This window comes from Rubrivivax sp. JA1026 (assembly GCF_011065555.1).
Lineage (GTDB): Bacteria > Pseudomonadota > Gammaproteobacteria > Burkholderiales > Burkholderiaceae_C > Rubrivivax > Rubrivivax benzoatilyticus.
Genome location: NZ_JAALCQ010000006.1, coordinates 168,524 through 182,508, shown reverse-complemented (window position 1 = coordinate 182,508; position 13,985 = coordinate 168,524). Strand labels below are relative to the sequence as shown.

General features: G+C 73.4%; 10 protein-coding genes and 2 pseudogenes. 9 read left to right on the top strand and 3 right to left on the bottom strand.

Features of this window, described 5'->3' with window-relative positions; all coding sequences use genetic code 11:
- Window positions 1-7: 7 nt before the first annotated feature.
- The 6 genes and pseudogenes from G5B56_RS12170 (at window position 8) to pta (ending at window position 7,613) form a co-directional block, all read left to right on the top strand.
- On the top strand, window positions 8-811 hold the full coding sequence (locus G5B56_RS12170; RefSeq protein WP_009855314.1) for a CbbQ/NirQ/NorQ/GpvN family protein: 804 nt from the start codon (window positions 8-10) through the stop codon (window positions 809-811).
- 16 nt (window positions 812-827) lie between these two features.
- Window positions 828-3,143 (top strand): VWA domain-containing protein, encoded by a 2,316-nt coding sequence (locus tag G5B56_RS12165; RefSeq protein ID WP_009855315.1) that lies wholly within the window; start codon window positions 828-830, stop codon window positions 3,141-3,143.
- Between the two features lie 75 nt (window positions 3,144-3,218).
- Window positions 3,219-3,639 (top strand): annotated as a pseudogene (locus G5B56_RS20140) (FMN-binding negative transcriptional regulator); the annotation flags it as partial.
- 89 nt (window positions 3,640-3,728) lie between these two features.
- Window positions 3,729-4,049 carry a quaternary ammonium compound efflux SMR transporter SugE gene (gene sugE / locus G5B56_RS12155; protein ID WP_009855317.1) on the top strand — a complete coding sequence of 107 codons (321 nt, stop codon included), beginning with the start codon at window positions 3,729-3,731 and terminating at the stop codon, window positions 4,047-4,049.
- A 280-nt stretch (window positions 4,050-4,329) separates the two neighbouring features.
- Window positions 4,330-5,553, top strand: coding sequence for an acetate/propionate family kinase (locus G5B56_RS12150; protein ID WP_164963357.1), 1,224 nt, complete (start codon window positions 4,330-4,332; stop codon window positions 5,551-5,553).
- Complete coding sequence (gene pta, locus G5B56_RS12145; protein ID WP_009855319.1) at window positions 5,553-7,613, top strand: phosphate acetyltransferase; 2,061 nt, start codon at window positions 5,553-5,555, stop codon at window positions 7,611-7,613. Before G5B56_RS12150 ends, pta begins: the two co-directional genes overlap by 1 nt.
- A gap of 19 nt (window positions 7,614-7,632) precedes the next feature.
- On the opposite strand, the gene G5B56_RS19890 is transcribed toward pta, so the two are convergent.
- The 3 genes and pseudogenes from G5B56_RS19890 to G5B56_RS12135 all read right to left on the bottom strand — a co-directional run bounded on the left by G5B56_RS19890 (window position 7,633) and on the right by G5B56_RS12135 (window position 11,249).
- Window positions 7,633-8,862 carry a M20 family metallo-hydrolase gene (locus tag G5B56_RS19890; protein ID WP_240920804.1) on the bottom strand — a complete coding sequence of 410 codons (1,230 nt, stop codon included), beginning with the start codon at window positions 8,860-8,862 and terminating at the stop codon, window positions 7,633-7,635.
- Between the two features lie 33 nt (window positions 8,863-8,895).
- Window positions 8,896-10,056: pseudogene (locus G5B56_RS19885) on the bottom strand (diaminopropionate ammonia-lyase); the annotation flags it as partial.
- Complete coding sequence (locus tag G5B56_RS12135) at window positions 10,053-11,249, bottom strand: amidohydrolase (RefSeq protein WP_164963355.1); 1,197 nt, start codon at window positions 11,247-11,249, stop codon at window positions 10,053-10,055. The pseudogene G5B56_RS19885 and the gene G5B56_RS12135, both read right to left, overlap by 4 nt.
- Window positions 11,250-11,343: 94 nt before the next feature.
- Here G5B56_RS12135 and G5B56_RS12130 point away from each other — a divergent pair, with 94 nt between their 5' ends.
- From G5B56_RS12130 to G5B56_RS12120, 3 genes are all read left to right on the top strand, one after another.
- Window positions 11,344-11,856 (top strand): Lrp/AsnC family transcriptional regulator, encoded by a 513-nt coding sequence (locus G5B56_RS12130; RefSeq protein ID WP_164963354.1) that lies wholly within the window; start codon window positions 11,344-11,346, stop codon window positions 11,854-11,856.
- A gap of 122 nt (window positions 11,857-11,978) precedes the next feature.
- Window positions 11,979-13,037, top strand: a complete 1,059-nt coding sequence (locus tag G5B56_RS12125; protein WP_164963353.1) for a phospholipase A — start codon at window positions 11,979-11,981, stop codon at window positions 13,035-13,037.
- Between the two features lie 13 nt (window positions 13,038-13,050).
- Window positions 13,051-13,950 (top strand): isopenicillin N synthase family oxygenase, encoded by a 900-nt coding sequence (locus G5B56_RS12120; protein WP_164963352.1) that lies wholly within the window; start codon window positions 13,051-13,053, stop codon window positions 13,948-13,950.
- Window positions 13,951-13,985: the final 35 nt, after the last annotated feature.

The following is a 13,985-nucleotide window of genomic DNA, read 5'->3' as shown; positions in this document are numbered from 1 at the left end:
AACTGGCATGAACGACACCCTCGCGCAGTACCGCATTCCCGCCGAACCCTATTACCGCCCCGTCGCCGACGAAGTCCTGCTGTTCGAGACCGCTTACGCGGCCAGGATGCCGCTGATGCTCAAGGGCCCGACCGGCTGCGGCAAGACACGCTTCGTCGAGCACATGGCGTGGCGGCTGGGCAAGCCGCTGGTCACCGTCGCGTGCAACGAGGACATGACGGCCTCCGACCTCGTCGGCCGCCACCTCCTCGACGCTGCCGGCACGCGCTGGCAGGACGGCCCGCTGGCCGTGGCCGCGCGCCACGGCGCGATCTGCTACCTCGACGAGGTCGTCGAGGCGCGCCAGGACACGACGGTGGTGATCCACCCGCTGACCGACAAGCGCCGCGCGCTGCCGCTCGAGAAGAAGGGCGAGCTGCTGCGCGCGCATCCCGACTTCCACCTGGTGATCTCGTACAACCCGGGCTACCAGAGCGCGATGAAGGATCTGAAGCAGTCGACCAAGCAACGCTTCGGGGCGCTGGACTTCCAGTACCCGGCGCACGCGGTCGAGACCGAGATCGTGGCCCACGAGGCGGGCATCGAGCCGGCCGTCGCCGACAAGCTCGTCGCCATCGCCGAAAGGGCGCGCAACCTGAAGGGCCACGGCCTCGACGAGGGCCTGTCGACGCGCATGCTGATCCATGCCGGCGAGCTGATCGCACGCGGCGTGGCGCCGGTGGCCGCGTGCCGCGTCGCGCTGGTGCGGCCGATCACCGACGACCCCGACATGCGCGACGCGCTGGACGCCGCCGTGGCGACCTTCTTCTGAACGCACGGGGCGCGACATGGGGTCCAACCTCGCGGAGCATCAGGCTCTGCTCGACGAGCTGCCGGCCCACGAACGGCAGCTCGTCGCCGCCGCCTGGCCCGAGGCGCGGCGGGCGCTCAGCCCGCGCGGGCTCGACAACTGGCTGAAGGGCGCGCTGGCGCTGCAGCGCGTGGGCCGCGGCAGCGGTGTCGTCGCCGCGTGGACGGCCGACGTGCCGGCGGTGGCGCGCGAGCTCGGCGAGGATCTGCTGCCCGAGTTCGTCCAGCACTGCCTGCTGTTCGCCTCGCGGACCTCGGGCGCGGTCATCGAGCAGATCGTCGCCACCGCGCCGACGGCGGCCCGTCGCCTGGGCGACGCCGAACTGTTCCGCGACTACCTGCAGCTGCTCGACGTCCTGCTCGCGCAGGCGCCGCGCGGCCTGCGCCCGATGCTCGGGCATCTCGACGAGCTGCTGGGCGTGCTCACGCTGGGCGGGCTGCGCCGCTGGGCGCTGTGGGGCGCGCAGGCGCACCGCAGCGATTTCGCCGAACAGCTGCGCTACTTCAGCCTCGCCTCGGCGGAGTCGCAGGCCGTGCTGCAGAAGGAGCGCAAGGGCACGCTGCTCGTCGACGTGCAGCGGCGCCTGGGCATGTACCTGCGCGCGCTGTGGGCGCGCGACTTCCTCATCCGCCCGAGTGCCGGCGACTTCGAGACGCGCGAAGGCCTGCGGCCCTTCATCGCCGACTTCTTCCTGCACCTGCCCGACGCCTGCGACGACTGGCATGGCGTGCCCGGGCTGGAGCTGTACCGGGCGGCCGCGGCGCACGGCGCGGCGCACGTCGTGGCGACGGCGGCGCGCCTCGACGACGACGGCTGGTCGGCGCTGCAGCGGGCCTGCGTCGGCCTGATCGAGGACGCGCGTGTCGAGGCGCTGGCGATCCGGCGGTTCCCGCGGCTGAAGGCGCTGTGGGGGCAGTTCCACCGCCCTGACGCGCAGGGGGGCGGCGTCGCCGATCGCCTCGGGCGCATCGCCCGGGCGCTGCTCGATCCCGACGCGGCCGACGGCGATGGCGACGCCCTCGTCGCCTGGACCCGCACGCGTTTTGCCGCCGCCGCCCTGGACAGCCACGCCGTCTCGCGCGAGCTCGGTCTCGCGCTGGCGGCGGAGATCGTGCGCCTCGGCCTGGCGTTCTCGCCTCACCGCGACGCGCTGGCCGTCCCGTACCGCGACGACAACCGCTATCTGTGGGCCGACGACGAGACGCGTGCCGCCCCGGCTTTCGCCGACGCGCTGCACGCGCCGCAGCGGCGCCGCTACGTCAGCGTATCGGAGATGGTCAACGAGGTCGAGGTCGAGACCGCCGGCGAGGACGCCCAGGAGGTCTGGGTTTGCGCCAGCGAGCTCTTCGACGACGACGGCGTCTCGTACAACGCCCGCGAGGGCCGCGAGCCGGTCGCCGAGCCCTGCCACTACGACGAGTTCGACTACCAGCTCCAGCTCAGCCGCCCGCTGTGGACCACCGTGCACGAGAAGCGTCCGCGGCTCGGAGACCTCGCGGTGGTCGAGCGGATCATCGAGGCCCACCGCCCGCTGACCCGGCGCCTGAAGCACCTGCTGGAGGCGCTGCAGCCGCAGGGCGTGCAGCGTGTGCGCAAGCTGGAGGACGGCGACACGATCGATCTGGAGGCGGCGATCCGGGCGCAGGTCGACCTGCGGCTGGGCAAGGCGCCCGACCCGCGCGTGATGACCCGTTCGCTGCGCAAGACCCGCGACATCGCCGTGCTGGTGCTGCTGGACCTGTCCGAGTCGACCCGCGACCCGGTCGCCGGCCAGGACTACACGGTGCTGGAGCTGACCCGCGCGGCGACCGTGCTGCTCGGCGAGGCGATCGACACCGTCGGCGACGCCTTCGCGCTGCACGGCTTCTGCTCCGACGGGCGGCACAAGGTCTTCTACCAGCGCTACAAGGACTTCGCGCAACCCTGGGGCGATCTCGCCAAGGCGCGGCTGGCCGGCATGGAGGGCCGCTGGTCGACGCGCATGGGCGCGGCGCTGCGCCACGCGGGGCAGCAGCTGGCGCGCGTGCGCGCGACGCGCAAGCTGCTGCTCGTGGTCACCGACGGCGAGCCGGCCGACATCGACGTGCGCGACCCGCTCTACCTGCGCCTGGACGCCAGGCAGGCGGTCGAGGGCCTGGTCGCCCAGGGCATCAGGCCCTTCTGCCTGACGCTCGACCCGCGTGCCGACCCGTACGTCGCCCGCATCTTCGGCCAGCGGAACTACCTCGTGCTGGACCGCGTCGAGCGCCTGCCCGAGCGGCTGCCGCAGCTCTACGCGGGGCTGGCACGGTGATGCGGGTGGCCGAGTCCCATGCCGTTCGCCACAACGGCATCATCACCTTGCCCCCTCCCGCCCAGGCGCCGCCCCATGTACCTCCCGCCCCCCCTTCACCGTCCGTGACCCCGCCGCGCTGCACCGCGTGATCCGTGAGCACCCGCTGGGCATGCTGGTCATGCACGGCGACGGCGGGCTGGACGCCGACCACCTGCCGTTCGAGCTGGACGCCGCTGCCGGCCCGCACGGCACGCTGACGGCGCATGTGGCGCGCGCCAACCCGCTGTGGCAGCGTGCCGCGGGCTGCGAGGTGATGGTCGTCTTCCGCGGCGCCCAGGCTTGCATCTCACCCAACTGGTATCCCGGCAAGCACGAGGCGCACCGTCAGGTGCCCAGCTGGAACTACGAGGTGGTGCACGCGCACGGCCGGCTGGTGGTGCAGGACGACGAACGTCTCGTGCGCGGGCTTGTCGGCCGCCTCACGCGCCGCCACGAGGCCGCCGAGCCGCGGCCCGCGCGGCCGCCTCCCGGTGGATCATCGGCGCCTCGCCGCGGGCGCCGCCCGGGGCCTCCGTTCTGTTCTGTTCTGTTCAGGAGAGTCGCATGGCGTGGGTTCTGCTCGTCGTCGCCGGTCTGTTCGAGGTGGCCTGGGCCATCGGGCTGAAGTACACCGAGGGTTTCACGCGGCCGCTGCCCAGCGTGCTCACGCTGGCGGCGATGACGGTCAGCGTGCTGCTGCTGGGCGTGGCGATGAAGTCGCTGCCGGTGGGCACGTCCTACGCGGTCTGGGTCGGCGTCGGCGCGGTCGGCACGGCGCTGCTGGGCATCGTGCTCTTCGGCGAGCCGGCCAGCGCCGGGCGGCTGGCCAGCCTGGGGCTCATCGTCGCCGGCATCGTCGGGCTCAAGCTCGCCAGCCCGGCCTGAACGGCGGCGCACGGAGTGCGCCTGAATCGTCATCGCTTGACGTATCCACCCCCGGCGCCCATTCCGCGCCGGCCTCGGACAGGTTATATATCGGGGCTGCCGGAATGCGGGTTTACGTGGGCCCGCAACTTGATCCCGGTTCGCCCGCAGGCAGACAGGAGTGTCGTCATGCCGCGAGTCAGTCCCGAGATGGGCGCCCTTCCCAGCAGGCGATCAGCACGATTCGAGTTCCGCCCCTTCGCGGGGGCGGGTCTGCTGGTTCCTGTCCGAAAGACTTCCGATGCCCATCTCCTCGCCGCTCACCCTGGTCGTGAACTGCGGCTCCTCGTCCCTGAAGTTCGCGCTCTACGACCCGCGCGAACCCGAAGCCCTGCTCGGCGGCCTGGCCGAGTGCCTGGACTCGCCTGACGCGCGCATCCGTTTCGACGCCGACGGCGAACGCACCGTCACGCCGCTGGCCGGCGGCGGCCACCGCGAGGCGCTGGACGCGCTGCTCGCCTTCCTGGCCGCTCGCGGCCTGCTCGAACGTGTGGCCGCCGTCGGCCACCGCGTCGTGCACGGCGGCGAACGTTTCACGCAGTCGGCCGAGGTCAGCGCCGAAGTGCTGGCCGACATCGAGGCCTGCGCCGAGCTGGCGCCGCTGCACAACCCGGCCAACCTGATCGGCATCCGCGCGGCGATGGCCGCGCTGCCGGCGGCGCGCCAGGTGGCGGTGTTCGACACCGCCTTCCACCAGACGATGGCGCCCGAGGCCTACCTCTACGCGCTGCCGCAGCAGTACCGCCGCGACTACGGCGTGCGCCGCTACGGCTTCCACGGCACCTCGCACCGCTGCGTGTCGCAGCGCGCCATCGAGCGCCTGGAGCTCGACCCGACCGACAACGCGCTCGTCGTGCTGCACCTGGGCAACGGCGCCTCGGCCACCGCGGTGCGCAACGGCCGCAGCGTCGACACCTCGATGGGGCTGACGCCGGTCGAGGGCCTCGTCATGGGCACGCGCTGCGGCGACGTCGACGCCGGCGCGCTGCTGTACATCGCCCGCCGCGCCGGGCTCGACCTCGACGCCGTCGACACGATGATCAACAAGAAGAGCGGCCTGCTGGGCCTGTCCGAGCTGTCCAACGACTGCCGCACGCTGGAGCAGGCCGCGGCCGCCGGCCACGAGGGCGCGCAGATCGCGCTGGACGTGTTCTGCTACCGCATCGCGCGCACCGTCGGCGCGCTGGCCGCGTCGCTGCCGCGCCTGGACGCGCTGGTCTTCACCGGCGGCATCGGCGAGAACTCGGCCCACGTGCGCGCCAAGGTGCTCGAGCGCCTGGCGATCTTCGGCCTGGACCTCGACCCCGAACGCAACGACGTCACGCGCGGCGGCGCCTGCGCCGTCATCAGCCGCTCGCACCGGCCGGCGGCGATCGTCGTGCCCACCGACGAGGAGGGCACGATCGCGCGCGACACGGCGGCCATCGCCTTCGGCCTGTCGGCCTCGGCTGCGGAGGTGGCGTGATGCAGAGCCCCCGCCATACCCGCCTGGTCTATGTCGTGCCGACCGCCCCGGGCGTCGGCGTGTCCTCGGTCGCGCTCGGTTTCGTGCGCGCGCTGCAGGCCGCCGGCGTGCGCGCCGGCTTCGTCAAGCCGATCGCCGACCCCGGCGTCGGCCGCGACGGCGAGGACCGTTCGGTCGGCTTCGCGCGCCGCCTGTTCGGCCTGGACACGCCGGCCGCGCTGCCGATGGACACCGCCGAGGCGATGACACGCTCCGGCGAACTCGACACCCTGCTCGAGGACGTCGTCGCGCTGGTGCACGCCGTGGCCGAGACGGCCGACGTCGTCGTCGTCGAAGGCGCGACGCTGGACGACGGCCACCCGCTCGTCGCCGACCTGGACCTGGCCGTCGCCAAGGCGCTGCGCGCCGAGATCGTGCCGGTGGTGCCGGGCAGCGTCGACGGCGGCCCGACGCTGGCCGACCGCATCGCCGACGTCACCCACCGCTTCGGCCGCGACGGCGCGGCGCCGATGGGCGTCGTCGTCTCGCGCGCCCCGGCCGGGCTGGACGAGGTGCCCGACACCGCCGCGCCGGTGCTCGGCGTCGTGCCCGACGAGCCGTCGCTGGCCGCGCCGCGCATGGCCGACGTCGTCGAGGAGCTGGGCTTCGAGATCGTCGAGGCCGGCGACCTGGCCGGCGCGCGGCTGCAGAACGTCGTCGTCGCGGCGCGCAGCCCCGAGCACCTTGTCGTGCGCCTGGGCCCGGGCACGCTGGTCGTCACGCCGGGCGACCGCGCCGACGTCGTGCTGACCACCAGCTTCGCCAAGGCCACCGGCATGCCGATCGCCGGCGTGCTGCTGACCTGCGGCGAGCAGCTCGCGCCCGAGCTGAAGAGCTTCCTCGAGCCGCGCCGCGCCGGCCTGAACATCCTGCGCACCGAGCTGCAGACCTTCGAGGCCGCCACCCGCCTGGCCAGCCTCGACCGGCGCGTGCGCCCCGACGACCTGGAGCGCATGGAGCGCCTGGTCGAGCACGCCGCCGACCACCTCGACGTCTCGGTGCTGGCCGTGGCCGCGGCGGTGCCGCGCTCGGCGACGATGACGCCGCCGATGTTCCGCCACGCGCTGATCCGCGAGGCGCGTGCGGCGCACAAGCGCATCGTGCTGCCCGAGGGCGACGAGCCGCGCACGCTGGCCGCCGCCGCGATCTGCGCGCGCAAGGGCATCGCGCGCTGCGTGCTGCTGGGCGCGCCCGACGCGGTGCGCGCCGCGGCCACGCTGCACGGCATCGAGTTGCCCGACACGGTCGAGATCCTCGACCCGGACGTGGTGCGCGAGCGCTACGTCGCGCCGATGGTCGAGCTGCGCAAGTCCAAGGGCCTGACCCCGGGCCAGGCGGCGATGCAGCTGGAGGACACCGTCGTGCTCGGCACGATGATGCTGGCCACCGGCGACGTCGACGGCCTCGTCTCGGGTGCGGTGCACACGACGGCGAGCACGGTGCGCCCGGCGCTGCAGCTGATCAAGACCGCGCCGGGTTCGTCGATCGTCTCGTCGGTGTTCTTCATGCTGATGCCCGACCAGGTGCTGGTCTACGGCGACTGCGCGATCAACCCCGACCCGAGCGCCGAGGAGCTGGCCGAGATCGCGATGCAGTCGGCCGACAGCGCCGCCGCCTTCGGCATCGAGCCGCGTGTGGCGATGATCTCGTACTCGACGGGGTCGTCGGGCACCGGCGCCGACGTCGACAAGGTCCGCGAGGCGACGCGCATCGTGCGCGAGCGCCGCCCGCAGCTGGCCATCGACGGCCCGATGCAGTACGACGCCGCCTCGGTGGAGAGCGTGGGCCGCCAGAAGGCCCCGAACTCGCCGGTGGCCGGCCGCGCCAACGTGTTCGTGTTCCCGGACCTCAACACCGGCAACACGACCTACAAGGCGGTGCAGCGCTCGGCCGGCGTGGTCTCGGTCGGCCCGATGCTGCAGGGCCTGCGCAAGCCGGTGAACGACCTGTCGCGCGGCGCGCTCGTCGACGACATCGTCTACACGATCGCGCTGACCGCGATCCAGGCCGTGACGGCCTGATCGCGCGCGCTGGCCGGCATCAGCCGGCCAGCCGCCGCAGCACGTCGAGCAGCACGTTCGCACCCTGCGCGAGCTGCCCGGCCGGCGTGTGTTCACGCGGGTTGTGGCTCAGGCCGCCGGCGCTGGGCACGAAGATCATCGCCGCCGGGCCGATGCGCGCCATCATCTGCGCGTCGTGGCCGGCGCCGGAGGTCATGCGGCGCACGCCGTAACCGCGCGCCGCGGCGGCGGCTTCGATCGTGCGCACCAGGCGCTGGTCGAAGACCACCGGCTCGAAACGCGCCAGCCGGCGCGACTTCACCGTCAGGCCGCGTTCGGCCGCCAGGCGTTCGAGAAACGCCGCGAGTTCGGCTTCGGCCTGCTGCAGCTTGGCTTCGTCGGTGTGGCGCAGGTCCACCGTCAGCGTCGCACGCGCCGGGATCACGTTGATCAGGTCCGGGTGCAGGCGCAGCCGGCCGACGGTGGCGACCTGGGGCTCGCCGAGACGCAGCGCCAGCTCACGCACGAAGACCACGATCTCGGCCGCCGCGGCGCCGGCGTCGCGGCGCAGCCGCATCGGCGTCGTGCCGGCGTGGTTGGACTGGCCCTCGACGGTGATCTCCTGCCAGGAGATGCCCTGCAGGTCGGCGACGGCGCCGATGGCTACACCTTCAGCTTCCAGCACCGGCCCCTGCTCGATGTGCAGCTCGACGAAGGCGTGCGGGCGGATCGTGCCGACATCCAGATCGCCGGCGTAGCCGATGCGCGCGAGCTCGTCGCCCAGGCGCGTGCCGTCGATGCCGACGGTGTCCAGCGCGTCGGGCAGTGCCAGGCCGCCGGCGTGCACCAGCGAACCCATCATGTCGGGCTGGTAGCGCACGCCTTCCTCGTTGGTGAAGGCGGCGACGACGATCGGCCGGCGCGTCGTGATGCCCAGCTCGTCGAGCCGGCGCACGGCTTCGAGCGCCGCCATCACGCCGTAGACGCCGTCGTAACGCCCGCCGGTGGCCACCGTGTCGAGGTGCGAGCCGGTCATCACCGGCGCCGCGCCGGGTTCGCTGCCGGCGCGCGTGCCGAAGACGTTGCCGATGCGGTCGACCTGCACCGTCAGCCCGAGCTCCCGCATCCAAGCGACGAGGCGGTCGCGGCCGTCGCGGTCGGCGTCGCTCAGCGCCAGGCGGCAGACGCCGCCGTCGGGCGTGGCGCCGATCTCGGCGTGTTCGGCCAGCCGCGCCACGAGACGGTCGGCGGCGATGCCGTCGCGCACCAGACGTTCCTGCTGCGCGGCGAGCACCTCGTGCGCATCGCGGCCGACGAGCCCGGCGTAGACACCCGGCGCGGTCGCACCTTCGCTGTTGATCAGCAGCACACGGGCGTGGCGGTCCAGCCCCAGCCGCTCACGCACCGCCGGGTCGGCGCACAGCGCCTGCAGCGCCGCCAGCCCGGCGACACCCGACTCGCCGCCGACCAGCGGCAGGTCGCCGTGCGCGCCGTCGGCCAGCTCGCGCATCGCCTGCGCGGCGGCCTCGTCGGGCACGGTCATGAAGGTGTCGACCGCCGGCGCGAGGAAACGCCAGGCCAGCGGCGACGGTTCGCCGCAAGCCAGCCCGGCCATCAGCGAGTCGGTGCTGCCGCTGGCGCGCACCGCGCGGCCGGCGAGCGCGCTCTGCAGCAGGCAGTCGGCCTGCTCGGGCTCGACGACGATGAACCGCGGCCGCGCCGCACCGGCGGCTTGCCACAGCCGGCTGACGATGCCCGCGGCCAGCCCGCCGACGCCGCCTTGCAGCACGACGTGGGTGTAGGGCGTGTCGACCAGTTCCAGCACTTCGTCGGCGATGACGGCGTAGCCCTGCATCACGTCGCGCGGCACGGCCTCGTAGCCTTCGTACGAGGTGTCGGAGACGACCTCCCAGCCGTTGGCCGCGGCCAGCCGCGCGGCTTCGACGACCGAATCGTCGTAGTCGCCGGCGATGCGCACGATCTCGGCGCCGAAGGCGGCGATCGCGTCTTCACGCTCGCGGCTCACCAGGGCGTGCAGCACGATGACGCAGCGGCAGCCCAGGCTCTGCGCCGCCGCGGCGAGTGCTCGGCCGTGGTTGCCGTCGGTCGCGGCGATGACGGTGAAGCCGGCCAGTGCGGCGGCGTGTCGTCCGGCGAACAGGTCGGCGGCGCTCCACCCGGTGCCGCCGAAGCGGCGCTGCACCAGGCGCAGCAGCGCATACGGCGCGCCCAGCGCCTTGAAGCTCGCCAGCGGCGAACGCCGGCTCTCGTCCTTCAGGTCGACGGCGGCCAGGCCCAGCGCGGTGGCGCGGCCGGGCAGGGGCCACAGCGGTGTCGGCTGGCGCGCCAGCAGCGGCCAGTGGGCCAGCGCTTCGCGGGCGGCGCGGGCGGCGTCGGCGTTCAGCAGGGCGGCGAGTTCGGCGTCGTAAGGGCGGCGCGTGGCCTGCGGGTTGTGGACGATCACGGGCGGGTCTCGGAGGCGTGGGCGGGCAGGCGCAGGCGCACCAGTTCGGCGAACCAGCGTGCGCCGACGGGCAGCAGCGCGTCGTTGAAGTCGTAGCCGGCGTTGTGCAGCGGTGTCGCGCCGGGTTCGCTGCCGGCGCCGTTGCCCAGGAAGACGAAAGCGCCGGGGCGGTGCAGCAGGAAACGGCCGAAGTCCTCGGACGCCATCACCGGCGGCGTGTCGTCGTCGATCTGTGCGGCCGCGACGACGCGGCGCGCGGCTTCCAGCGCCGCGGCCACCGGCGCGGCGTGGTTGATCGTCGGCGCGAACTCGTGCGTGTACTCGACCTCGCAGCGTGCGCCGTGGGCCTGCGCGATGCCGTCGGCCAGCTCGCGGATGCGGCGCTCCAGCAGCGCCTGGACCTCCGGCGCGTAGCTGCGCGTGTCGCCTTTGATCACCACCTCGGACGGCACCGCGTTGCGGATGCCGTCGGTGTGGAACTCGGTGCACGACAGCACCGCCGGCTGCTGCGGGTCCACCGATCGTGCGACGACGGTCTGCAGCGCCAGCACGATCTCGGCGCCGACGACGAGCGGGTCGACCAGCTGATGCGGCCGCGCCGCGTGGCCGCCGCGGCCGTGCACGCGGATGACGAAGTTGTCCTCGCTGGCCATCAGGCCGCCGACCCGCGTGGCGATTCGCCCGGCCGGCAGCCCCGGCATGTTGTGCACGCCGTAGATCTCGTCGAACGGGAAGCGATCCAGCAGCCCGTCGGCCAGCATCGCCGCGGCGCCGCGGCCGTGCTCCTCGGCGGGCTGGAAGACGAAACGCACCGTGCCGTCGAAGCCGCCGCCTTCGGCGAGCAACTGCGCCGCCGCCAGCAGCATCGCCATGTGGCCGTCGTGGCCGCAGGCGTGCATGCGGCCGGCGTGTTGCGACGCGTAGTCACGGCCCGGCGCGTGCTCGGTGATCGCCAGCGCGTCCATGTCGGCGCGCAGCGCGACGATGCCCGGCCCGTGGCCGCGGCGTAGCGTGCCGACGACGCCGGTGCCGCCGATGCCGCGTTCGACCTCGAGGCCCAGCAGCGAGAGCACCTGCGCGACACGCTCGGCGCTGCGGTGTTCGTCGAAGCCGGTCTCGGGGAAGCGGTGGAAGTCGTGGCGCCAGCGGCGCCAGGTGGTTTCGGCGTCGGGGGCGGGTGTGGCGAGGTCCATCGGCGTGCGGCGGTGGCAGCGGTGGCCGTCATTGTTGGGGCGCCGCGGCGGGACAGAAGCTCGATTCAGCGTGCCTCGCTGCTATCGTCGTCTCATGAAACCGCTGCCTGACGAGACGAACACCGCTGCCGTCGCGCTGGACGCGCTCGACCTGCGCCTGCTCGACCTGCTGCAGGACGACGCGACGCTGCCGATGCGCAGCTTGGCGGCCAAGGTCGGCTCGTCGCCGGCGACCTGCCAGCGCCGCATCGCCGCGATGCGCGCCTCGGGCGTGCTGCTGCGCCAGGTGGCGATCGTCGACCGCCAGCGGGTCGGCCGGCCGCTGACGGCTTTCGTCTCGGTCGAGCTGGACCGCCAGAACGATGCGCTGCTGCGCCAGTTCGAGCAGCGCATGGCCGCCGAGCCGGCGGTGCAGGCCTGTTACGAGGTCTCGGGCGAGTTCGACTTCCTGCTCGTCGTCACCGCGGCGTCGATGCAGGAGTACCACGCGTTCACGCGCGCCGCCTTCGCGTCGCACCACAACGTGCGCAACTTCAAGAGCACCTTCGCGATGCACTGCTCGAAGTTCGAGACCCGCGTGCCGCTGCGGCCGGCCGCCTCCGGCTGAGGCGCCCGCACCGCACGCACGATCGCGGCGCCGGCGGCCATGGCCCCGGCCTTGCATGCGCCGTCGCCGGCATGCCGCGCGGGCTTTAAGCTGCGCCGCCTCGACACCTCGCCTGACCGTCCATGTCCGTCCGCCTCCTGCCCGTGCCGCTGCTCTGCGCCTGTGCCGCCGCCGTCGCCCAGACGCCCGACGCGCGCCTGGCCGCCTGCGTCGAGATCGCCGCCGCCCCCGACCGCCTGGCCTGCTACGACCGCCTCGCCGGCCGCGCGCCGGTGGCGCCGCCGCCGGCCGCCGAGGCGCCGCCGACGCTGCTGGCCGCACGCGGAGCGCCGGTCGCCGACCCGGCCGAACCGCGCGAGACCAGCCTGCTGTCGCGCTTCTGGGAGCTCGACCGCGCCGACAAGCGCGGCATCTTCAACTTCACCGGCTACCGGCCGAGCTACGTGATGCCGGTGCACTACACCGACCGCATCAACCGGCGTCCGAAGACGCCGACCCAGCCCGAGCTCGACCAGCCCAACTACCGCAACGTCGAGGCCAAGTTCCAGCTGTCGGTGCGCGCCAAGCTGGCGCAGGGGCTGCTGCTGCCCGACGCCGACCTGTGGTTCGGCTACACCCAGCAGGTGCTGTGGCAGATCTGGAACACCACCGACTCCAAGCCCTTCCGCAACGCCGACTACGAGCCCGAGCTGATCTACATGGTGCCGACGCCGCAGGGGCTGCAGCGCTTGCCGCTGGGCTGGCGCTGGCGCTTCACCGAACTCGGCCTGGCGCACCAGTCCAACGGCCAGAGCGACCCGCTGTCGCGCAGCTGGAACCGCACCTATCTCGGCGCCGGCTTGGAGCGCGGGCCGTGGACGCTGCAGGCGCGCATCGCCCACCGGCTGTCGGAGTCGCGTGCCGACGACGACAACCCCGATCTGGTGCATTACCGCGGCCGCGCCGACTTCACGCTCGGCTGGGCCTCGGGGCCGCACGCCGCGTCGCTGCTGTACCGCACGACGCTGAAGGAGGGCCGCACCGGCGCCTTCCAGTTCGACTACACCTACCCGGTGTTCTCCGACCAGCCGAACGGATTGCGCTGGTACTTCCAGCTGTTCAGCGGCTACGGCGAGACGCTGACCGATTACAACTTCCGCCAGAACAGCGTCGGCCTGGGGCTGAGCTTCGTGCAGTTCTGACACCGGAGAGGCGATGACGATCCTGTTGCTGGACCTCGAATCCGCGCCGCCGGCCGAGCTGGCGCGCCGCCTGGACGACGCGCTGCGCGCCGACGGCTTCGTCGCCGTCACCGGCCACGGCGTGCCGGCCGACGTCGTCGCCGCGGCCTTCGACGCCAGCCGGCGCTTCTTCGCGCTGCCCGAGGCCGTCAAGTGCCGCTGGCACATCGACCGCTGGCCGCTGCACCGCGGCTTCGACCCGGTGGGCTGGCAGGCGCTGGACCCCAACCGCCCGGCCGACCTGAAGGAGAGCTTCTACCTCGGTGTCGAGGCGCTGGGCCCGAACCAGTGGCCCGACGAGGCGCTGGTGCCGGGCTTCCGCGCCGCGCTCGACGCCTACGCGGCGGCGCTGCGCACGCTGGCGGCGCGCATGATGGGGCTGTTCGAGCTGGCGCTGTCGCTGCCGCCGCGCCACTTCGACGTGTACACGCGGCGCCCGAACTGCGTCACCCGTCTGCTGCACTACCCGCCGGCGCCGGCCGTCGTGCTGCCCGGGCAGCTCGGCTGCGGCGCACACACCGACTGGGGTGCGCTGACGCTGCTGGCGCAGGACGACGCCGGCGGCCTGCAGGTGCAGCGCGCCGACGGCCGCTGGCTCGACGTCGAGCCGGTGCCCGGCGCCTTCGTCGTCAACATCGGCGACATGACGCGGCGCTGGACCAACGACCGCTGGCGCTCGACGATGCACCGCGTCGTGCCGCGCCGCGTCGGCATCGAGCGCTGGTCGATCGCCTACTTCTTCGACCTCGACGCCGACGCGCTGGTCGCGCCGCTGCCAACCTGCGTCGACGCCGCGCACCCGGCGCGCTACGCGCCGATCACCGCCGGCGAGCACCTGGCCGAGATGTATCGCCGCACCACGCTGCCCGGCTGAGCTGGCGCACGGGGCGGACGGCGCGGCGGGCGGAT

Excerpts from the sequence above, each read along its gene's own strand:
- G5B56_RS12170 (WP_009855314.1), top strand. The coding sequence starts at position 8 with ATGAACGACACCCTCGCGCAGTACCGCATTCCCGCCGAACCCTATTAC.
- G5B56_RS12165 (WP_009855315.1), top strand. The coding sequence starts at position 828 with ATGGGGTCCAACCTCGCGGAGCATCAGGCTCTGCTCGACGAGCTGCCG.
- sugE (WP_009855317.1), top strand. The coding sequence starts at position 3,729 with ATGGCGTGGGTTCTGCTCGTCGTCGCCGGTCTGTTCGAGGTGGCCTGG.
- G5B56_RS12150 (WP_164963357.1), top strand. The coding sequence starts at position 4,330 with ATGCCCATCTCCTCGCCGCTCACCCTGGTCGTGAACTGCGGCTCCTCG.
- pta (WP_009855319.1), top strand. The coding sequence starts at position 5,553 with ATGCAGAGCCCCCGCCATACCCGCCTGGTCTATGTCGTGCCGACCGCC.
- G5B56_RS12135 (WP_164963355.1), bottom strand. The coding sequence starts at position 11,249 with ATGGACCTCGCCACACCCGCCCCCGACGCCGAAACCACCTGGCGCCGC.
- G5B56_RS12130 (WP_164963354.1), top strand. The coding sequence starts at position 11,344 with ATGAAACCGCTGCCTGACGAGACGAACACCGCTGCCGTCGCGCTGGAC.
- G5B56_RS12125 (WP_164963353.1), top strand. The coding sequence starts at position 11,979 with ATGTCCGTCCGCCTCCTGCCCGTGCCGCTGCTCTGCGCCTGTGCCGCC.
- G5B56_RS12120 (WP_164963352.1), top strand. The coding sequence starts at position 13,051 with ATGACGATCCTGTTGCTGGACCTCGAATCCGCGCCGCCGGCCGAGCTG.